Origin of the sequence: Variovorax sp. V15 (assembly GCF_041154425.1) — a bacterium.
Lineage (GTDB): Bacteria > Pseudomonadota > Gammaproteobacteria > Burkholderiales > Burkholderiaceae_C > Variovorax > Variovorax guangxiensis.
In genome coordinates this window covers 3,687,237-3,706,083 of record NZ_AP028659.1, presented here as the reverse complement: position 1 = coordinate 3,706,083, position 18,847 = coordinate 3,687,237, and the positions used below count along the sequence as shown (strand labels likewise).

The window sequence follows — 18,847 nt, the reverse complement described above, 5'->3', positions numbered from 1 at the left end:
GCGTCATTTTTTATGACTTTCGGCAACGCGTTCAAAGTGCAACGCTCAGCCCCAGACGCAGCGTGCGCGGCGCGCCAGGGAACAGGTAGACATGCCCGAACTGGTAGGGCGATTCCTTCCAGTAGCGGCGATCGAACAGGTTGTCGACCGACAGCGTCCAGCTCGCGTTCGCGCCGCGCAGCTTCGTGTCGTAGCGCAGCACGGCATCGACGCGCGTCCACGAGGGCAGCGTGATCGAGCCATCAGGCAGCACGTTGCGGCGGCCTTCGTACGAGAGCTGTCCCGCAACCTCGAGGCCCGGCACCGATGCGAAGCGGTAGGCGGTCTGCGCGCGCAGCACCTGCTTGGGCACGTTCGTGGGCGACTGCCCGTTGAGCGCCGGATCGGCGGTGCTGCCGCGCCGCTTCGCATCGATCAGCGTCACGCTGCCACCGATGCGCCAGGGCCCCTGGTTCCACTGCGCACCCGCTTCGAGACCACGATGCACCGCCTTGCCGTCGTTGCGCACCTCGCACAAGCCGCTGCACAGCTCCATGTTGGTCAGCGGCCGCGAGATGTCGAACCATGCGAGCTGCCAGTTGAAGGCGTCGTTGCCGCCCTTGAGGCCAAGCTCCCACTGACGCGAGCGCAGCGCGGGCAGGGCCTGCCCCGCGTTGCTGTACTGCGAGATCCTGTTCGGCACCACCTGCGACTCGACGCCGCGTCCCCAGCTCGCATAGGCCAGCAGCTCCGGCTGGAAAGCGTAGCTCGCCGCTATCCACGGCGTGGTCACGTCCTGCTTGTAGCCGGTCGGATTCGAGCCGTCGTTGCCGATGCTGCTGCGGTCGAGCCGCGTATGGCGCGCGCCGAGCCACGTGGTGAAGCGCTCGTTCCAGCGGATCGCGTCCTGCACAGAGAACTCGGTCGATCGCTCGTCCCGGTTGGTCTGCGGCGTGGTGGCATCCGGCGCCGGCGGCACGACGGCCGTGCCCCAGATGTTGCCGGTCCCCGCGTAGTTGTAGGCCTGGTTGTCAAAGCGGTTGCGCACGCGGCTTTGCAGCAGCCCGAAGCCGAGCTCGTGCCGCACGCTGCCCGTCGTCACGTTGCCCTTGAGGTTGATGCTGCCGGCCGTCAGCGTGCGGCGCTCGTTGTCGCTGCGGAAGTCGTAGAAGTCGAAGGTGCCGTCGGAGCAGTAGCGGTCGTAGTTGCCTTCGGCGCCGCAGCCGAAGGCATAGGCCAGTCGGTCGTCGCTCTTCAGCCGCTGCTGGCCGATCTGCGCGCTCCAGCGCCAGTCGGCGTTCAGCGCCTGGCTGAAGCGCACCGTGCCCGTGAGCGCCTTGAACACCGAGGGCTGCGACCACGGCTGGTTGTTGAGGTTGATGCGCGGATCCACCGGCGCCGGCAGCACGCTACCCAGCAGGCTGTAGCCGTTCTGGCTCGGCTGTGTCTTGCGGCTCTGCTCGATCTCGAACTCCAGCACCGAGTCGCGCGTGATGCGCCAGTCGGCCGCGAGCGAGAACAGGTTGCGGTTGCCGTCGAGGTTGTGCGTCAGCGGCCTGAGGTTCTCGCTCGCCACGTTGAGCCGGTAGCCGAACTGCCGGTTCTCGCCGAAGCGCCCTCCGAGGTCGATGGCGCCGAGCACGCTGCCGCGGCTGGTGGTCTCGATGCGCACCGTGCGCAGGTCCTGTTCGGTGGGCCGCTTCACGACGTAGTTGACCAGCCCGCCCGGCGCGCTGGTACCGGCCTGTATGCCGCTTGTGCCGCGCAGGATCTCGACGCGTTCCTTGTTGTCGAGCGGAATCGAAGTCTCGGCGCTGATCGGCAGGCCCTCGCGCCGGTAGTTGAAGCGGTTGTCGAGCACGAAGCCGCGCACCGTGAGGTAGTCCCAGTAGCCGGCGGAGTTGTAGGCGTCGGTGACGGAAGCGTCGAACTGCGTCAGATCGGCGAGCCGGCGCGCGCCGCTGGCCTGCAGCTGCTTGCTGTCGATCACCGTGGCCGAGATCGGCAGCTCGCGCAGCGGCACGTCGCCGAAGCCGCTCACGTCGGCCTGGGGCGCGGCCGTGCCTTCGCTGACGGTGATCTCCGGCAGCGCGGATTGCTGCTGCGCATGCGCTGAACATGCCGCCGCGAAGAGCATGGCTGCCAGCGCACGCGAGACGGGAGACAGCCGATGCCGGCCGGAAGAATCGAAGGGAAGCTCTGTCTTTTTCATTCTGTTCATTTGCCCGCAGCGGCATCGATGGCCGCGATCCATTCCGCGGCCGTGGCTTCCGGGGCGTCGGCCGCGACGAGCGCGCGCACCACGGCGATGGAACCCACGCCGGTCGCCAGCACCTCCGGCAGCCGCACCGCATCGATGCCGCCGATGCCGACCTGCGGATAGCCGCGCAGCAGCCGCGCATAGGCGCCCAGCCGCGCCACGCCCTGCGGTGCGGTCGCCATCTTCTTGAGCGTGGTCGGATACACCGCGCCCATGGCGATGTAGCTCGGGCTCACCTTGTCGGCGCGCACCATCTCCGCATAGCCGTGCGTGCTGACGCCAAGGCGCAGGCCGGAGGCGCGAAGTTGCGCCAGTTCGTCTGGCGAGAGCGCGTCGAGATCCTCCTGGCCGAGGTGGATGCCGTAGGCACCGGCCGCGATGGCGGCCCGCCAGTGGTCATTGATGAAGAGCAGCGCACCGGTACCTCGCACCTCCTCGACGGCCGCTTGAACTTCGCGCTCGATGGCCGCGCTGTCGTCCGACTTGAATCGCAGTTGCACCGTCGGCACACCCGCGCGCGCCATGCGGCCGACCCACTTCGCATCGGGCAGCACGGCATAGAGGCCGAGCCGTTCTGGGCAGGGCGGAAATGCGTCGTCGCGCGCGGTGGGCGGAAAGGGGCGCATGCCGAAGTCCTCCGGCGCGTCGGGCCACAACGCAGCATCGAAGCTGCTCAGGCGCTGTGTCTGCGCGGTCCATGCGAGGGCCAGGCATTCGGCGTCGATCTCGATGAAGCCGAGCGCGGAACACGCGCGCTTGGCGCCGCGATACACCGGATCGTCGGAAGAGAAGTTGGGCGCGCTCACCGGCGCCGACGTGATCGCGCCGAAGCGCAATCCGTGCGCAGCGACGATGGCCTGCGCGATGGCGCCGGAGTCGAATGTGGTGCTCATGATTCGTGGTGCCAGAAAGGCGTGCCGAGCACGGGCGTGCTGGGTTGCGCGGCCTCCTGCGCGGCCATGGCGCCGGCGCGATGCGCGCTGCGCCCGGCCTGCACTGCGTCGGCGAAGGCGCCGGCCATTGCGACCGGGTCCTGCGCCAGCGCGACGGCCGTGTTCAGCAGCACCCCGTCGTATCCCCACTCCATCACCTGGCAGGCGTGCGAAGGCAGGCCCAGTCCAGCGTCCACCAGCATCGGCACCTTGAGCCGGTCGCGCAGCACCTGCAGCGCGTAGGGGTTGACCGGTCCGCGGCCGGTGCCGATGGGCGCGGCCCAAGGCATCACCGCCTGGCAGCCGACGTCGACCAGGCGCTGGCACAGCACGAGGTCCTCGGTGCAGTAGGGCAGTACCTTGAAGCCCTCGCGGATCAACTGCGAGGCCGCGTCGACCAGGTTCAGCGTGTCGGGCTGCAGCGTGTAGTCGTCGCCGATCAGCTCCAGCTTGATCCACGGCGTGTCGAACAGCTCGCGCGCCATCTGCGCGGTGGCGACCACCTCCTGAATGCTGTGGCAGCCGGCGGTGTTGGGCAATACCGGCACCGCGAGCTTGCGCAGCAGCTCCCAGAAGCCGTTGCCGAGCTCGCTGTTGCCCGAGCCCTGGCTGGCCGTCTGCCGGCGTAGCGAGGCAGTGAGCATTGCGGGCTTCGCGCGCTTCACGGCGGCTTCGAGCAGGTCGGGCGACGGGTAGCGCGCGGTGCCCAGCAGCAGGCGGCTGTGGAAGGTCTCGCCGTAGAGCACCAAGGGGTCGTTCGGGGTCGTCATTTCTGTTGTCTCCATCAATCAGCCGCCCGTCACGGGGCGGATCACTTCGACGCGGTCTTCGGGTTTCAGCGCGCGCGTGGCGTAGGCCGAGCGCGGCACGAATTCGCGGTTCACGGCCACCGCGAAGGGCGGCGTGGCCTCCAGCGCGGCCAGCGCGTCGGTCAGCATCGCCTGGTCGGGCAGGGTGAAGGGCTTGTCGTTGATCAGGATGTTCATCGTCATGTGTCTCGGGTCTCCATGCCGAAGCTCTCCGCAAGGGGCGAGCGGCCCTGCGTCAGCACCTCCATCGCCGCGTCGAGCATCGCGGGCGCGATCATGAAACCGTGGCGGTACAGGCCGTTGATCTGCAGCACGCGCGGTTGCGGCAGGCGCAGGGCAGGGAGGTTGTCGGGCAGCGTGGGCCGGCACTGCGTCGCGATCTCGACGATGCGCGCCTCGGCGAAGCCGCTGTGCACCGCATACGCGGCACTCAGCAGTTCGAGCGTGGAGCGCACGCTGGCGGGCGACATGTCGTCCGACTCGATCTCGGTCGCGCCGATCACGAACAGGTTGCCCGGCTTGGGCGCGATGTAGAGCGGGTAGCGCGGATGCACGAGGCGCGTCGGTCGCTTCAGGCTCACCTCGGGCGCATGCACGCGGATCACCTCGCCGCGCACACCACGAAGAGCATTCCACTGCGGACGGGCGCCGAGGCCGCGGCAGTCGATTACCCAGTCGGGCTGGCCTGTCGTTCCGGGCGAGAAGTCCGAAGGCGTACGCGGCGATTGCCAGTGCAGCGTGACGAGAGGGCTGCTCTCGAGCGTGGCGAGCAGCGAGGCCAGCAGCGCGCGATTGTCGAGCTGGCCTTCGCCCGGAAGGAACAGGCCCTGAGCGAAGCGCTGGCCCAGCGAGGGCTCCAGCGTGGCGATCGCGCGAGCGTCGACGGATTGCATCGGCGCCAGCTCGGGCACCTGCGCACCGGTGTTCGCGAGCACGCGGGCGAGCCGCGTTGCTTCGGCCGCGTCCTGCCGATGCCAGAGCACCAGCGTGCCTTCGCGCTGGAAGAACACGGGCTGTGCCAGCGGCGCGAGCAGCTCCGGCCAGCGCGCGAGCGCGTGCTGCCCCATGCGCACGACAGACACCGGTGCGACGGCCGATTCGGCCAGCGGCGCCAGCATCGCGGCGGCCACGCGCGCGGCAGCGCCTTCGGCCTCGGCGCTGCCGGCCTCGAACACATCGACCTTGCACCCGGCGTGCGCCAGCGTCACCGCCATCAGCCGGCCCATGAGGCCTGCGCCGAGGATGGCGACCGAGTCGAAAGGAAGGCTCATGCCAGGGCTCCTTCGCGTCGCCGATAATTTTCGGCATGACCCAAGAGCCCACTCAGCGCTACGCACGCGTGCTTTCCATCGCCGGTTCCGACAGCGGTGGCGGCGCCGGCATCCAGGCCGATCTCAAGACCTTCGCCGCCCTGGGCTGCTACGGCATGACGGCCATCACTGCGCTCACCGCGCAGAACACGCTGGGCGTCTCGGGCATCCACGGCGTGCCGCCCGACTTCCTCAAGGCGCAGATCCAGGCCGTGGTCGAAGACATCGGCGTCGATGCCGTCAAGCTCGGCATGCTGCACGCGCCCGAGGTGGTCGAAGTGGTGGCCTGGGCCATCGACCGCTACCGGCTGAAGAACGTGGTGCTCGACCCCGTGATGGTCGCCACCAGCGGCGATCGCCTGATCGCGGCCGAGACGGTGCAGGTGCTGGTGCGCGAGCTGTTCCCGCGCGCCGTGGTCGTCACGCCCAATCTCGACGAAGCCGCCTTGCTGATCGGCCGTGCCATCGAAGGCGTGGATGCACTCGACGGCGCGGCCGACGAACTGCTGGCGCTCGGCGCGAAGGCCGTGCTGCTCAAGGGCGGCCATCTGCCGGGCAACCAAGTGGTCGATGTGCTGCTGCAGGCCGATGGCGAACGCAAGCGACTGGCCTCCGGCCGCATCGAAAGCCGCAACCTGCACGGCACCGGATGCACGCTGTCGTCCGCCATTGCCGCGCACCTTGCGCTGGGCGCGACGCTGCCCGAGGCGGTCGAGAGGGCGCGCGCCTACATCCTCGGCGCGATGGCTGCAGGTGCAGACGTGAAGATCGGCGCGGGTCATGGCCCGCTCAACCACGGCTTTGCGCCAGTGCCGACGCACCGGCTGCCGTTGAAGGCCGGCTGAGCCAGGCCAGCGCGAAAGTCGCGGCCAGTGTCGGCAGCGCGGAGCCGAACTGCGGTGCCCACTTGGCAAGCGCGTGATACGCGGCGATGCCCGCGATCCAGATCAGTGCCGCGCCGAAGTCGATTTTGCGCCGCGCGCCTTGCGGCGATACCGCCTCGCCGCTGCCCAGCCGGCCGATGATCACCCCATACAGCGGCACGAACACCGAACTCAGCAGCAGCAGGAAGGGCTCCAGCGTGTGCATCGGCAGCACCAGCGCCAGCGCGATGCACAGGGCAGCCAGCAGCAGGCCCCAGCGCTTCACGCTCCAGCGCGGCAGCAGGCTGTGCGTGGAGACCGAGCCCGAGTAGACGTCGCCGTACGCGTTGTCGAGCTCGTCGATGAGGATGAGGCCCAGCGCCACCAGGCCGCCCTGGGCCAGCAGCAGCGCGGTGACGAGGCCCGTGCCCGGTTCGGCCACGCTCACCACCATCACGCCCAGCGCATAGCACCAGACGTTCGCGACCGCGTAGCCGATCCAGGTGCCGCCGAATGCGCCGCCGAGGCCGCCGGAACTGCGCTTGCCGTGCCGCGCATAGTCCGCCACCAGCGGCAGCCACGACACCGGCATCGCGATCACCAGGTCGAGCGCACTGAACATGCCCATCGTGCCGTCGCCGGGGCGCGCCCAGAAGGCGTCCAGCCCCTTGGCCTGCAGTTGCGCCGCGAACTGCCACGTGAGCCACAGCAGCGACAGCACCACCAGCGGCAGCCCGAACCGGCTCACGAAGCGCCGCACCAGCTTCACCATCGAGCCGGCGAGCAGCGCCAGCAGCACCGCGCCCCACAGCAAGGTCGTCAGCACGCCGCCCCAGAAGCTGCCCAGCGCCGGCCCCACCACCGTCTGGCCGATGGCCTGCGTGCCTTCGCGCATCACCACGAGTTCGAAGGTGGTCCAGCCCACCAGCTGCACGATGTTGAGCAGCACCGGCAGCCGCGCGAAGGCACTGCCGTAGGTGGCGTGCATGAGGCCGGCGCTCGCCAGGCCGCTCTGGCAGCCAAGCCGCGCGGTCCAGGCCAGCAGGCCCGCGCCGATGCAGGAGCCGAGCACGATGGCGATCGCCGCGTCGCGCGTGCCCACGGCCGGCACCAGGTAGGCGCCGATCTGCATCACAAGCAGCCCCACGCCGAGGCTGAACCAGAGCGAGGCATGGTCGTGCCAGCCGAACACGCGCCGCGAGGCGGGCAGGGGCGTCAGCGCCTCGTTCGAGACGCCAGCGGCATCGTTGTTCTTGTCGTCGTGTGCCATCCGTTTGCTCCAGTGCAAAAGGTTTGGCAGGTGGGCGAGGCCCCAGTGGCGCGGCTTTCACGCGAGAAGGCGCGAGAGGCCACCGGACCAGCTTCCCTGCGCGAGGATTACCTCAATCAGGTTCAAAGGGACTTTCTCAGCCGGACGGCAAGCCGCCCAACACCCCTAGCAAGTACGCCGCGGCAAACCCGTGGCGCGGAGCCGATTTTATGCGGGGCCGGGAAGCCGCGACGCCAGGCATGCCTTTGCGGGCAGGGAAAACCCTCGGCATGCGGATGCGCCGCGCGAGAATCGACCGCCGAGGAAAACGACGGCAGAAGAAACGGGAGCGCATGCCGATAAGCGTGCAGAAACAAGAAATGAAGAGGAGCTTGCATGGTCGATGAGGATTTCAAGGGCACCCGCCTCAGGCGGTTCAGGGTCGACGTGGGGACCATCATCTGCGCGGTGGCGCTGGTGCAGTCGCTGCTCCTGGTGGCCTTCGGCTACTGGGCCGCCGAGAGGCTGGTGTCGAGGCTCGGCACCGCCGCGCACAAGATCAACCACGACCGGGTCGAGGACAGCGTGCTCGCCTTCCTTGCGAAGACCGAGGCGGCGATCCGTGCGATCGCCGATTCGCCCAGCGTCCATGTCTGCGGCGAAGATGGCGAGCAGACCGCCGAGATGCTCTGGACGCTGCTGGAGCAGACGCCGGAAATCGACAGCATCAACGTGGCCACCGACCACGGCCACGTGCTGATGGCGGTGCGCTACCCGGTGCCGGCCATCCGCCAGGTGCTGCGCGCCGACGGATTCAGCACCGAGACCTGGCACTACAAGGACTCGCCGGACCGGGACGGCGGCGACGCGAAGCAGCGTTTTGCGACAACATCGATCTCGGCCTACCGCAGCGATTTCGATCCCGAGAAGCGCACCTGGTACCTGGAGGCCATGAAGGCGAAAGGACCGGTGTGGACCCAGCCATTCATGATGAGCGACTCGCAGGAGCTGGCCGTCGGGCACGCGCGGCCTTCGGCGCGCGCCGACGACGAAGGGCACAGGCGGGGACTCGTGGTCGATGCCAACGTGTCGCTGGGGCATCTGTCCAGGCTCGTGGGTGCCTTCGGTGCGCAGGGCCATGGCGAGAGCGCCCTGATGAGTTCGGACCACCACGTGATCGCGCGCAGCGACCATCCCGATCCGGTGCGCGAGCTGGAGTCGCCCGACAGCGGCGTGCTCGGCGCCATCCATGCGCACATGCTCTCGGTCAGCACGGCAGGCGGAGCCGACGACCAGGCCTTCTCCATCGAGCACGAAGGCAGTCGCTACCTCGTGCAGACCTCGCACCTGCCGCACACCCGGTGGCAGCTCGTGAGCTGGGAGCCCGAGGAGCTGCTGCTCGGTGGCCTGCAGCGCTCGGTGCTCTGGTCGCTGGCGCTGACGGTCAGCTTCCTGGCGCTGGCGCTCATCATTTCGCTGCGGCTGTCGAAGCTGGTGACCGGGCCCATCGAGAACCTCTCGCGCGTCGCGCGCCGCATCGGGCGGCTGGAACTCGACGATCTGCCGATCGAGCCGAGCCGGGTGCTCGAGGTGCAGCACCTCAACCAGGCGCTGGACGAATCCGCGCGCAGCCTCAAGGCCTTCAGCAAGTTCGTGCCGGTGGACATCATCCGGCAACTCGTCGCGGAAGGGCACGCGCTGGGGCCGAGCGGCTCGCCGAAGCGCATCACCGCGATGTTCACCGACGTGGAGGGCTTCACCAGCATCTCGGAGTCGATGCCGGCCGAGGTGCTCGTGCGCCAGCTCACCGAGTACTTCAATCTCGCCGCCGGCATCTTCGCGCGTCACGGCGGCGTGATCGACAAGTTCATGGGCGACGGCATCATGGTGCTGTGGGGCGCACCCACCGAACTCGAGGATGCTGAGTACCGCGCCTGCCTCGCGGCGATCGAGCTGCATGCCGAGATGAACGCGCTCAACGAGAAGTGGCGCGCCGAGGGCCTGCAGGAGTTCCGCACGCGCGTGGGCATCCACACCGGCCATGTGATCGCGGGTGTGCTCGGCTCGAGCAACCGCCTGTCGTACACCGCCATCGGCGACGCGATCAATGCGGCGAGCCGCATCGAGGGTGCCAACAAGGAGCTGGGCACGCGCACGCTGATCTCCGAGGCCACCTTCGAGGGGTTGGGCGGCCGGCTCGCCACGCGCCGCATCGAAGAGCTCGCGGAGCTGCGCGGCCGGCAGACGCGCATGGTGCTCTACGAGCTGCTACAGATCGAGCATCAGCCGGGCTGAACGGGCCCGCGAGCAGCAGGGCAGGAACTGGTCGTTGGCGGCCTGCTCCTCGGGCGTGAGATAGAGGTCGCGGTGCTCGACCTCGCCCTGCAGCACGCGCGTAAGGCAGGTGCCGCACACGCCCTGCGCGCAGGACACGGGGATGTCGACACCCTCGGCCGCCAGTGCGTCCACCACGCTGAGCGAGGCTGGCACGCGCACCACGCGGCCCGAACTGCGCAGCTCGACTTCGAACTCGCCTTGTTCGCCTGCCGGCTGCATCGCGCCCGAGAAGTATTCGAAGTGCACCTGGGCGTCCGGCCATTGCAGGTCGCGTGCCATGGCTCGCACCGCATCGAGGAAGCCCTGCGGGCCGCACACGTAGATGTGCCTGCCGGGTGCCGGGCGGCCGATGGTCGCGGCGAGATCCAGCCGTTGCGTGGGCGGACCGTCGTCATGGTGGAAGAACACCCTGTCGGCGAAGTCGCTGCCTTCCAGCCGACGCCGGTAGGGCGCCCGCGCGGCGGTTCGGCTGCAGCAGTGCAGCGCGAAATCGGCACCCAGCGAGGCCAGCCGCTGAGCCATCGACAGCAGCGGGGTCACGCCGATGCCGCCGGCCAGCAGCAGGCTGTGCGCGGCGCCTTCGTCCAGCGGAAAGTGGTTGCGCGGCGGGCTGATGTTCAGCACCGCGCCTTCATGCACCGCATCGTGCATCGCGAGGGAGCCGCCGCGTGAGGCGGCGTCGCGCAGCACACCGATCTCGTAGTGCTCGTCTTGCCCTGGCAGGTTGCACAGCGAATACTGGCGCACCAGCCCGCCGGGCAGCGACACGTCGATGTGCGCGCCTGGCGCGAAGCCCGGCAGCGGCGCGCCGCTGGCCGAGACCAGCCGGAAGCTGGCCACGTCCTCGGCCTCGACCGTCTTGCGCGCCACCCGCACGGCGATGGGCTGGCCCGCGATGGACGCCGCTGCGCTCATTCGCTCACGATGAAGTTTCCGGCGTCGAAATGCACGGGCGGCGGTGCCGGGTCGAAGCTCACGCCCGCCGGATCGCGCCCCTCGCGCACCGCATCGAGCTGGCGCTGCAGCAGCCGGCGCAGCATCACGATGCCGCGGTCGGAGGTGGCCAGGTGCTCTTCCGAATGCGCGGTGATCGCGCCCTGGCTCACCTGCGCTTCGTAGTCGCCCGGGAAGGCGCGGTGCTCGGCCTCGGTCAGTTCTTCCCACAGCTTGCCGTTCAGGCGCGAGCGCACGCGGGCCAGGTCGCCCGGCGTCTTCACGCGGCCCACGGTGTAGATGCGGAAGCTGTGGTCGTCGATGGGCAGCACCCAGCCGATGGACTCCACCCGGCCGTAGGCCGCCACGCGCGGGTTGGGCACCACGCGCAGCGTGGGCAGCACCGGACCCGCCACGCGGCGGAAGACGCTGCCGTCCTCCAGCTTGCGTATCGAGATGATCTTCACGCCGGTGTCGGTGCTCTCGAAGGTCACGTCGGGCATCTGGCCCATCAGTGCCACGAACTGCGTGCCACTGAAGCTGCCGTGCAGCACCGGCACGTGGAAGGGATCGGCCACGTTCTCGTAATGCTGCAGCCAGTTGCACGGAATGATCTGCGGCCCGCCGCCGCCGATGCTGTTGCCGTCGGCTTCCAGCGTCTCGCCCTCATCCAGCGTCTCCAGGCAGTCGTAGCGCGGCAGCACCGGCTTTTTCTCGGCCGGGCCGAGGTAGGCCCAGATCAGCCCGTACTGTTCCTGCACCGGATACCAGGGCTGGCGCACGCGGCCCCGGCTGCGCGCGCCGCCGTCGGGCTCGCAGGGCTGGTCGACGCAGTGGCCCTGCACGTCGAACATCCAGCCGTGGTAGCAGCAGCGGATGCCTTCTTCCTCGACGCGCCCGTAGTAGAGCGAGGCGCCCCGGTGCGCGCAGCGCCAGTGCACGAGGCCCGCTCGGCCCTTCCTGTCGCGAAACAGGATGAGGTCCTCGCCCAGCACGCGCACCTGGCGTGGCGTGTCAGTGGCGTCGGCGGCAAGGCCGATCGGGTGCCAGTAGCGGCGCAGCAGCTCGCCCATGGGCGTGCCGGCGCCGACCTCGGTCAGCTCTGGCTTGTGGCTGGGCGGCTTACGGCCGTAGGCGGTGCCGGTATCGAAGGCGATCGGCTGCCATTCGGCAGCAGGGGATGCGGATGCGACGGTGCTCATTCGGGAGTGACTCCTGCGGCCTTGATCAGGTCCGCGACACGGGGAAAGTCGGCCATGTAGCTGGCCCTGAACTCGGCGGGCGTGCTGCCTAGCGGCTCGAATCCGAAGCCGGCCAGGCGCTCCTGGATATCGGGCATCTTCGTGATCTCGCGCAGCGCGCTCGACCATTCGTCGAGCACGGGCCGAGGCGTCTTCGCGGGGGCATACACGCCGATCCAGCTGTCGAGGTCGAAACCGGGAAAGCCCTGTTCGGTGAAGGTCGGCACGTCGGGCATCGAGCGCACGCGCTGGCGCCCGGTGATGCCCAGGACCTTGATGCGCCCGGCCTGCGCGAGGCCGCGCGCAGTCGCCGGATTGGCCCAGGCCACGCCCAGCGCCTCGCCGAACATGTCGTTGTGCGCCGCGGCCTCGGCCTTGTAGGGCACATGCACAAGATCGAGCTTGTTCTGTCGCGCCAGCAGCTCGCCGAACAGATGCGCGTTGGAGCCGTTGCCCCAGGTGCCGTAGGAGATGCCGGGATGCGCCTTGGCATAGGCCACGAACTCGCGCACGTTCGAGAACGGCGCCGAGGCGCGCGCGATCAGCATCGGCCCGCCGGTGGCCAGCTGCGACAGCGGCTCGAAGTCCTTCACCGGGTCGTAGGGCAGCTTCGGCTGCAGCACCACGTTGTTGATGTGCGTGAGCGGCAGCGTCAGCAGCACGGTGTAGCCGTCGGGCGCAGCCTTGGCGACGGTGTCGGCGGCGATGGTGCCGCTCGCGCCCGGCTTGGCCTCGACGATCACCGGCTGGTTCCAGCGCGCCTTGAGCTTTTCGGCGTAGACGCGGGCGATGGTGTCCATCGGGCCGCCGCCGGAGCCGAAGGGGATGATGCGCACCACGCGGCTCGGAAAGTGCGGCGTCTGCGCGAAGGCCGGCAGGGCGAGTGCCGCGAGGCCCGCGCCGAGGGTGCTGAGCGCGCGGCGGCGTGTGGCCTCGCCGGGCGGCGAGGGTCTGAACCGATTCATCGTGTCTCCAGTCGTGATGTACTTGTGCGCTCGACGATACGGACAGCCCGCCCCGCGGGCAATTCGAAGCTTTTGATATGAGATATGGCCCAACGTGATATCCGCAGCCTCGACGTCGGCATGCTGCGGACCTTCGATGCGCTGATGCGCGAGCGCAGCGTGTCGCGCGCGGCGACCCGGCTCTTCCTGAGCCAGCCTGCGGTGAGCGCCTCGCTCAACCGGCTGCGCGATACCTTCGGCGATCCGCTCTTCACCCGCACCGCGCACGGCGTGGAGCCCACCGCCCGCGCGCAGGCCCTGGCCGGGCAGGTAGAGCGCGTGCTGGCCGACCTGTCGGCGATGCTCGAGCCCGGCGAGGGCTTCGACCCGGCCGGGTCGCAGCGCATCTTCCGCATCTCGGGCGGCGACTACGCGAGCCACCTGCTGCTGCCGAGGCTGGCCAACGAGCTGGTGGCCTGCGGCTCGCGCGTGCGCATCTACTGGGAGACCAGTTCCTTCCTCACGCTGACCGAGCGGCTGCGCAAGGGCGACTTCGACATCGCCGTGCTGCCGCGGCTGCAGCCGCCGAGCGACTGCGAATCGGAGTTGCTGTACGAGGACCGCTACGTGGTCGCGGTGCGGCTGGGCCATCCGACGATGACGCAGCAAGCCACGCTCGACGACTTCTGCGAGGCGCCGCACGTGTTCCTGGGCTACGGCAGTTCGGCACTCGACGATCTCATCGACCAGGTGCTGGCGCGGCTGGGCCGCACGCGCACTATGAGCGTGGCCATGACCAGCTTCGGCCAGATCGTCGACCTGCTGGCGCAGACCGACCATGTCGCCGTGATGCCGCTGCGCGTGGCCGAGCGCTTCAGGCATCTGCTCGCGGTGCATCCACTGCCCTTCGAACTGCAGGGCTACCGCTCGGTGGTGTGCTGGAACCGGCGCTCCAACTCCGACGCCGGCCTGCTTTGGCTGAAGGACGCGCTGCTGCGCATCGGGCGCGACGCGCCGGCCGAAGGCGCTGCCGCTAGCGGGCTCTGATCCGGCGCGCGAAGGCTTCGAGCCCGTCGATGGTGATCTGGATATGGCGCTCGAAGCTGCTGTCCAGCGGCACCGTCGTGCCGTTGTCCCAGCGCAGGATGAAGGCCTTGTTTGCCAGCTGAGCGAGATTGCGCGTGAGTACCGGGTGGTCGAGCGGACGGATCGTGTGCACGCGTTCGCGCAGCTCCTCGGCCCAGGCCTGCGTGTTGTCGGCGGGCAGGGGCGAGAACTCCATCGTCAGGAAGCCCAGCATCGCGGCGACCACGCAGTTGTAGGCCTCCAGCAGCGCTTCGTCTTCGAAGCCGGCGTCGGCCAGCGTGGCGAGGATGCCTTCGACCAGCTCCATCGGCAGGCTGCCGTTGGACACCAGCTGCGCGCCCAGCAGCTGCGCCACGTTCGGATGGCGCCGTACGGTGGCGCGGCAGCGGCGGAAGAGTTCGGCGATCCAGTCCTTCCAGACGAGCTTGCCGGGCGGCGGCGCGACCTCGGCCATGACCAGCGCCGCCACTTCGGCCAGCAGTGCCTCGCGCGTGCTCACGTGCCAGTGCACGGTGGCCGGGTAGACGTCGAGCCGGGCCGCCACCTCGCGCATGCTGAAGGCGCCCAGGCCGAATTCGTCGATCTGCGCGAGCGCCTCCTCGGCGATGCGCTGCTTCGTCAGGCCACCGCCGCCGGAGGGGCGGCCGGCAGTGCGGGGTTTCGGTGGCTTGGGGGGCGATTGCTTCGTCATGGTTGCAGCCATTGTGCGGCAGTCGGGTTGACTGTATAAACAAAATAAATTGAGCATCGAACAATAAATCGCGCTGCATGCGACGGGCGCACAACCTACGAAGGACATCGCCATGGCGCACGCCGACATCGACCAGGCCCTCGCAGCAGCGCACCGCCGCTTCACCGAAGGCAATCCCGCCAGCCTGCGCCAGTTCGAGGCGCAGGCGCGCTACATGCCAGGCGCCAACAGCCGTTCGGTGCTGTTCTATGCGCCGTTCCCGCTGACCATCGCGAAAGGCGAGGGTGCGACGCTGTGGGACGCCGACGGCCACCGCTATGCCGACTTCATCGCCGAGTACACGGCCGGCGTCTACGGCCATTCGGCGCCAGAGATCCGGGAGGCCGTCGCCGAGGCGATGAACAGCGGCATCAACCTCACAGGCCACAACCTGCTCGAAGGCCGGCTCGCCAGGCTCATCTGCGAGCGCTTTCCGCAGATCGAGCAACTGCGCTTCACCAACTCCGGCACCGAGGCGAACCTTATGGCGCTGACGGCGGCGCTGCACTTCACCGGCCGCCGCAAGCTCGTCGTGTTTTCGGGCGGCTATCACGGCGGCGTGCTGGGCTTCGGCGCCAAGCCGCTGCCGACGACCGTGCCCTTCGACTTCCTGGTGCTGCCCTACAACGACGAGCGGACCGCGCGCGAGCAGATCGACAGGCTCGGCCCCGAGATCGCCGCCGTGTTGCTGGAGCCGATGCAGGGCGCGGGCGGTTGCATTCCGGGCCGGCTGGAGTTCCTGCAGGCGCTGCGCGAATCGGCCACCCGCGTCGGCGCGCTGCTGATCTTCGACGAGGTGATGACTTCGCGCCTCGCGCCGCATGGGCTGGCGAACAAGCTGGGCATCCGCTCCGACCTGACCACGCTGGGCAAGTACATCGGCGGCGGCATGTCCTTCGGCGCTTTCGGCGGACGTGCCGACGTGATGGCGCTGTTCGATCCGCGCACCGGGCCGCTGGCCCATTCGGGCACCTTCAACAACAACGTGCTGACCATGGCGGCGGGCCATGCCGGGCTCACGAAGCTGTTCACGCCGGAGGCCGCGGGCGCACTGGCAGCGCGTGGCGATGCGATGCGGCAGCGGCTGAACGCACTGTGCGCAAGCGAGGGCGTTGCGATGCAGTTCGCCGGCATCGGCTCGCTGATGAACGCGCATTTCGTGGGCGGCGAGGTGCGCAGCACCGACGACCTTGCACCGGTCGACGCCCGGCTGCGGCAGTTGCTGTTCTTCCATCTGCTGAGCGAGGGCATCTACACCTCGCCGCGCGGCTTCGTGGTGCTGTCGCTGCCGCTGACCGATGCGGACATCGACCGCTACGTGGCCGCCATCGGCAGCTTCATCGGCGAATACCGGGCGCTGCTGCCCGGTGCCGCCAGGAACTAGCGGGAGCCGGCCACGCCCAGCAGCTCGTGCAGGCGGGTGCTGGTGGTCGTGTACTGCAGCGGAACGGCCTTGCCGGGAAACACGATGGCCGTGGCGCCCCAGGCAGCCAGCGTGGCCTCGTGGAAGCCGCAGACGATGAGCTTCTTCTTGCCCGGATAGGTGTTGATGTCGCCCACCGCGAACACGCCGCGTTCGCGGGTTTCGTACTTCTCTGTGTCCACCGGCACCTGCTTGCGCTCCAGCTCCAGCCCCCAGTCGGCGATGGGGCCGAGGCGCGGCGAGATGCCCAGGCAGGCGACCAGCGCGTCCAGCGGCAGATCGAGCGTGGTCGCGTCGGGCGTGGTGATCTGGAACTGCTTGCCGTCGAAGGCCGTGGGCTGGCCGACCTGGAAGGCCATCTTGCTCGCGGCCACGAGGGCGCGCATGGCCGAAACGGTGGCTTCCTCTGCCTGGAAGCCGTCGCGCCGGTGCACCAGCGTGACCTGCTTCGCGATGGCGGTGAGTGCAATGGCGGTTTCGAGCGCGATGTCGTCGCCACCGTTGACCACCACCGTCTGCCCGGCGAAGCGGTCCAGCGAATCAGGGTGATAGAAGAGCGAGGAGCCCTCGAATTGCGCGATGCCTTCGACCGCGATGCGCTTGGGCACGAAGGCGCCGACACCGGCCGCGATGAACACCGTTTTGGCGAGGAATGATTTGCCCGCCGAAGTGGTGAGAAGCAGCCGCCCGTCGGCCCCGCGTGCCAGGGTGGAAACCTGTTCGCCGAAATGGAATTGCGGCTTGAAAGGCGCCACCTGCTGCAGCAGCGACTGCGCCAAGTCGCGCCCGCTGGTCACGGGCGTGCCGGGGATGTCGTAGATGGGCTTGTCGCCATACAGCGCCACGCACTGGCCGCCGGCGGCGGGCAGTGCATCGACGATGTGGCAGGAGATTTCGAGCAGGCCCAACTGGAAGGCCTGGAACAGCCCCACGGGGCCGGCGCCGACGATCAGCGCGTCGGTCTCGATCGGGGAAACGGCAGGGGCGGCGGGCTGGTTCAGCGCACCAGCTCCCCGATCTTGTCCGTCTTGTCCTTCCACTCCTCGGCGTCGGGCAGGGCGGGCTTGCGCTTGGTGATGCTCTTCCAGCCGTCGGCCTGGGCCAGCTCGGCGTTGATCTTGATGAAGGCGATCTGGTTGGCCGGCAGGTCTTCCTCGGCGTAGATCGCGTTGACCGGGCACTCGGGGATGCACACCGCGCAGTCGATGCACTCGTCCGGGTCGATCACCAGCATGTTGGGACCTTCGCGGAAGCAGTCGACGGGGCAAACGTCCACGCAGTCGGTGTATTTGCAACGGATGCAGGCTTCGGAGACGACGTGGGTCATTTGTTTTCTGGCGTCAGTGGTGAGGTCGGGGAAAACCCGGGATTTTAGGCCTTTGCGGCGGAAGGCTGCACGAGCACGGCAGCGGCGGTCTTGTGGGAGGCCGTATCGACCAGCACCAGCGAGCCCAGGGCGCGCGATTGCGTGAAGGGCAGCACCGCCAGCGGCTGCTGCAGCGCCAGCACCACGTCGCCGATGGCGTTGGCCTCGATCTGCGTTGCGGCTTCCGATTCGAGCGTGGTGATGTTCACGCGATCGACGATGCGCGCGACCTTGGCCTTGACCCAGCGGTGGCCCTGCAGAGCCCAGTAGACGCGTCCCGCGACCAGCGGCTCGTCGTCGAGCCAGGCCACGGTGGCGGTGATCTCGCGCACCGGCTCGAAGGCGCCGGGCGCCAGCAGCCAGTCGCCGCGCGAGACGTCGACCTCGCGGTCCAGCACGATGCCGGCGCTGTGGCCCGCATGCACCGCCTTCGGCTGGCGCGTGTGGCTCAGCACTTGGGCGACGGTGGCGGTCTGGTTGCTCGGCAGCACGGTCACGCGCTGGCCCGGCTCCACGTGGCCCGAGGCGACGCGGCCCCAGAACACGCGGCGGCCCTGCGAGGTGTCGGCCGACGACGAGAACTTCTCGACCCACTGCACCGGGAAGGCGAAGGGCACGGCTTCGTCCTGCGCCGTCACTGGCAGGTCTTCCAGCAGCTCGAGCAGGCTGGGGCCTTCGTAGCCGACCCAGTCGGCATGGCGCGTGGCCACGTTCCAGCCCTTGAGCGCGGAGATCGGCACGATGGCCGCGACCTTCACGCCGGCCGCTTCGGCAAAGGCGTTCAGCGCGGTCGAGATGCGCTCGAAGGCAAGGCCGGCATCGCCGATGGCGTCGAGCTTGTTGATGGCGAAAACGATCGACTGCACGCGCAGCAGGTGGCACAGCAGCGTGTGGCGGCGCGTCTGCGGCAGCAGCTCGCGCTTGACGACGGTGCCGTCTTCCACCTCGGCGGCCCAGGCCAGCTTGGTCGCGTCGACCAGCACCACGGCCGCGTCGGCGGCCGAGGCGGCCGTGACCATATTGCGCGTGTACTGCTCATGGCCCGGCGCGTCGCCGATGATGAACTTGCGCTTGGCCGTCGAGAAGTAGCGGTACGCCACATCGATGGTGATGCCTTGCTCGCGCTCGGCCGAGAGGCCGTCGGTCAGCAGGGCCAGGTCGGTCTCGCCGCCGCGCTGCACGCCGGCGAGCTGGTCCTGCAGCACGGTCTTGCTGTCGACCAGCAGTCGGCCGATGAGCGTGCTCTTGCCGTCGTCGACGGAGCCGCAGGTGATGAAGCGCAGGGCGGTGCCGGTGTCGCCGTGGACTTCGGCGGGCGAGGCGTTTGAAATGACAGCAGCGTTCATTGAGTGATTCTCCAATTCGTGGAACACCGCGGAACCGGC

17 protein-coding genes and 1 riboswitch are annotated in these 18,847 nt (G+C 68.9%); of the genes, 4 read left to right on the top strand and 13 right to left on the bottom strand.

The window, feature by feature from the left end; all coding sequences use genetic code 11:
• Positions 1 to 31: 31 nt before the first annotated feature.
• From ACAM57_RS17495 to ACAM57_RS17475, 5 genes are read right to left on the bottom strand one after another with little or no spacing between them, the layout of a single operon-like run.
• Entirely contained in the window at positions 32 to 2,191 is a 2,160-nt protein-coding gene (locus tag ACAM57_RS17495) for a TonB-dependent siderophore receptor (protein ID WP_369658311.1), read from the bottom strand.
• Between the two features lie 5 nt (positions 2,192 to 2,196).
• A complete protein-coding gene (locus ACAM57_RS17490; protein WP_369658310.1) occupies positions 2,197 to 3,132 on the bottom strand; it encodes a thiamine phosphate synthase in 936 nt (311 codons plus the stop codon).
• On the bottom strand, positions 3,129 to 3,941 hold the full coding sequence (locus ACAM57_RS17485; protein ID WP_184638334.1) for a thiazole synthase: 813 nt from the start codon (positions 3,939 to 3,941) through the stop codon (positions 3,129 to 3,131). The genes ACAM57_RS17490 and ACAM57_RS17485 overlap by 4 nt, the downstream gene beginning before the upstream one ends.
• A gap of 18 nt (positions 3,942 to 3,959) precedes the next feature.
• Positions 3,960 to 4,163 carry a sulfur carrier protein ThiS gene (gene thiS / locus ACAM57_RS17480; protein WP_126019219.1) on the bottom strand — a complete coding sequence of 68 codons (204 nt, stop codon included), beginning with the start codon at positions 4,161 to 4,163 and terminating at the stop codon, positions 3,960 to 3,962.
• Entirely contained in the window at positions 4,160 to 5,251 is a 1,092-nt protein-coding gene (locus ACAM57_RS17475) for an FAD-dependent oxidoreductase (protein WP_369658309.1), read from the bottom strand. The genes thiS and ACAM57_RS17475 overlap by 4 nt, the downstream gene beginning before the upstream one ends.
• A 35-nt stretch (positions 5,252 to 5,286) precedes the next feature.
• Between ACAM57_RS17475 and thiD the strand changes: the two genes are divergently transcribed.
• Complete coding sequence (thiD, locus tag ACAM57_RS17470; RefSeq protein ID WP_369658308.1) at positions 5,287 to 6,135, top strand: bifunctional hydroxymethylpyrimidine kinase/phosphomethylpyrimidine kinase; 849 nt, start codon at positions 5,287 to 5,289, stop codon at positions 6,133 to 6,135.
• Here the strand turns inward: thiD and ACAM57_RS17465 are convergent.
• The gene (locus tag ACAM57_RS17465; RefSeq protein ID WP_369658307.1) at positions 6,080 to 7,423 is read right to left on the bottom strand and encodes a cytosine permease; all 1,344 of its coding nucleotides are present in this window, start codon (positions 7,421 to 7,423) and stop codon (positions 6,080 to 6,082) included. The two genes, thiD and ACAM57_RS17465, sit on opposite strands and share 56 nt — an antisense overlap.
• A gap of 76 nt (positions 7,424 to 7,499) precedes the next feature.
• Positions 7,500 to 7,600, bottom strand: a riboswitch (TPP riboswitch).
• Positions 7,601 to 7,798: 198 nt separating this feature from the next.
• Between ACAM57_RS17465 and ACAM57_RS17460 the strand changes: the two genes are divergently transcribed.
• Positions 7,799 to 9,697 carry an adenylate/guanylate cyclase domain-containing protein gene (locus ACAM57_RS17460; protein WP_369658306.1) on the top strand — a complete coding sequence of 633 codons (1,899 nt, stop codon included), beginning with the start codon at positions 7,799 to 7,801 and terminating at the stop codon, positions 9,695 to 9,697.
• Here the strand turns inward: ACAM57_RS17460 and ACAM57_RS17455 are convergent.
• The 3 genes from ACAM57_RS17455 to ACAM57_RS17445 are packed head-to-tail and all read right to left on the bottom strand — an operon-like array spanning position 9,671 to position 12,878.
• A complete protein-coding gene (locus ACAM57_RS17455; protein ID WP_369658305.1) occupies positions 9,671 to 10,654 on the bottom strand; it encodes a 2Fe-2S iron-sulfur cluster-binding protein in 984 nt (327 codons plus the stop codon). The two genes, ACAM57_RS17460 and ACAM57_RS17455, sit on opposite strands and share 27 nt — an antisense overlap.
• Positions 10,651 to 11,874, bottom strand: a complete 1,224-nt coding sequence (locus ACAM57_RS17450; RefSeq protein ID WP_369658304.1) for a Rieske 2Fe-2S domain-containing protein — start codon at positions 11,872 to 11,874, stop codon at positions 10,651 to 10,653. The genes ACAM57_RS17455 and ACAM57_RS17450 overlap by 4 nt, the downstream gene beginning before the upstream one ends.
• On the bottom strand, positions 11,871 to 12,878 hold the full coding sequence (locus ACAM57_RS17445) for a Bug family tripartite tricarboxylate transporter substrate binding protein (RefSeq protein ID WP_369658303.1): 1,008 nt from the start codon (positions 12,876 to 12,878) through the stop codon (positions 11,871 to 11,873). The genes ACAM57_RS17450 and ACAM57_RS17445 overlap by 4 nt, the downstream gene beginning before the upstream one ends.
• Before the next feature lie 84 nt (positions 12,879 to 12,962).
• Between ACAM57_RS17445 and ACAM57_RS17440 the strand changes: the two genes are divergently transcribed.
• Complete coding sequence (locus ACAM57_RS17440) at positions 12,963 to 13,904, top strand: LysR family transcriptional regulator (RefSeq protein WP_369658302.1); 942 nt, start codon at positions 12,963 to 12,965, stop codon at positions 13,902 to 13,904.
• Here the strand turns inward: ACAM57_RS17440 and ACAM57_RS17435 are convergent.
• A complete protein-coding gene (locus ACAM57_RS17435) occupies positions 13,891 to 14,634 on the bottom strand; it encodes a TetR/AcrR family transcriptional regulator (protein WP_369658301.1) in 744 nt (247 codons plus the stop codon). The genes ACAM57_RS17440 and ACAM57_RS17435 overlap by 14 nt on opposite strands.
• 112 nt (positions 14,635 to 14,746) lie before the next feature.
• On the opposite strand from ACAM57_RS17435, the gene ACAM57_RS17430 reads away from it, so the two are divergent.
• Positions 14,747 to 16,057 carry an aspartate aminotransferase family protein gene (locus ACAM57_RS17430; protein ID WP_369658300.1) on the top strand — a complete coding sequence of 437 codons (1,311 nt, stop codon included), beginning with the start codon at positions 14,747 to 14,749 and terminating at the stop codon, positions 16,055 to 16,057.
• Here the strand turns inward: ACAM57_RS17430 and ACAM57_RS17425 are convergent.
• The 3 genes from ACAM57_RS17425 to ACAM57_RS17415 are packed head-to-tail and all read right to left on the bottom strand — an operon-like array spanning position 16,054 to position 18,808.
• The gene (locus ACAM57_RS17425; RefSeq protein ID WP_369658299.1) at positions 16,054 to 17,136 is read right to left on the bottom strand and encodes an NAD(P)/FAD-dependent oxidoreductase; all 1,083 of its coding nucleotides are present in this window, start codon (positions 17,134 to 17,136) and stop codon (positions 16,054 to 16,056) included. The genes ACAM57_RS17430 and ACAM57_RS17425 overlap by 4 nt on opposite strands.
• Positions 17,094 to 17,423, bottom strand: coding sequence for a ferredoxin FdxA (gene fdxA, locus ACAM57_RS17420; protein WP_126019243.1), 330 nt, complete (start codon positions 17,421 to 17,423; stop codon positions 17,094 to 17,096). Before fdxA ends, ACAM57_RS17425 begins: the two co-directional genes overlap by 43 nt.
• A gap of 44 nt (positions 17,424 to 17,467) precedes the next feature.
• Positions 17,468 to 18,808, bottom strand: a complete 1,341-nt coding sequence (locus tag ACAM57_RS17415) for a sulfate adenylyltransferase subunit 1 (RefSeq protein WP_369658298.1) — start codon at positions 18,806 to 18,808, stop codon at positions 17,468 to 17,470.
• Positions 18,809 to 18,847 lie beyond the last annotated feature (39 nt).

Coding starts and splice junctions, on each gene's coding strand:
- ACAM57_RS17440 (WP_369658302.1), top strand. CDS start 12,963: ATGGCCCAACGTGATATCCGCAGCCTCGACGTCGGCATGCTGCGGACC.
- ACAM57_RS17465 (WP_369658307.1), bottom strand. CDS start 7,423: ATGGCACACGACGACAAGAACAACGATGCCGCTGGCGTCTCGAACGAG.
- ACAM57_RS17495 (WP_369658311.1), bottom strand. CDS start 2,191: ATGAAAAAGACAGAGCTTCCCTTCGATTCTTCCGGCCGGCATCGGCTG.
- ACAM57_RS17435 (WP_369658301.1), bottom strand. CDS start 14,634: ATGACGAAGCAATCGCCCCCCAAGCCACCGAAACCCCGCACTGCCGGC.
- fdxA (WP_126019243.1), bottom strand. CDS start 17,423: ATGACCCACGTCGTCTCCGAAGCCTGCATCCGTTGCAAATACACCGAC.
- ACAM57_RS17415 (WP_369658298.1), bottom strand. CDS start 18,808: ATGAACGCTGCTGTCATTTCAAACGCCTCGCCCGCCGAAGTCCACGGC.
- ACAM57_RS17455 (WP_369658305.1), bottom strand. CDS start 10,654: ATGAGCGCAGCGGCGTCCATCGCGGGCCAGCCCATCGCCGTGCGGGTG.
- ACAM57_RS17430 (WP_369658300.1), top strand. CDS start 14,747: ATGGCGCACGCCGACATCGACCAGGCCCTCGCAGCAGCGCACCGCCGC.
- ACAM57_RS17445 (WP_369658303.1), bottom strand. CDS start 12,878: ATGAATCGGTTCAGACCCTCGCCGCCCGGCGAGGCCACACGCCGCCGC.
- ACAM57_RS17490 (WP_369658310.1), bottom strand. CDS start 3,132: ATGAGCACCACATTCGACTCCGGCGCCATCGCGCAGGCCATCGTCGCT.
- thiS (WP_126019219.1), bottom strand. CDS start 4,163: ATGACGATGAACATCCTGATCAACGACAAGCCCTTCACCCTGCCCGAC.
- ACAM57_RS17475 (WP_369658309.1), bottom strand. CDS start 5,251: ATGAGCCTTCCTTTCGACTCGGTCGCCATCCTCGGCGCAGGCCTCATG.
- ACAM57_RS17450 (WP_369658304.1), bottom strand. CDS start 11,874: ATGAGCACCGTCGCATCCGCATCCCCTGCTGCCGAATGGCAGCCGATC.
- thiD (WP_369658308.1), top strand. CDS start 5,287: ATGACCCAAGAGCCCACTCAGCGCTACGCACGCGTGCTTTCCATCGCC.
- ACAM57_RS17485 (WP_184638334.1), bottom strand. CDS start 3,941: ATGACGACCCCGAACGACCCCTTGGTGCTCTACGGCGAGACCTTCCAC.
- ACAM57_RS17460 (WP_369658306.1), top strand. CDS start 7,799: ATGGTCGATGAGGATTTCAAGGGCACCCGCCTCAGGCGGTTCAGGGTC.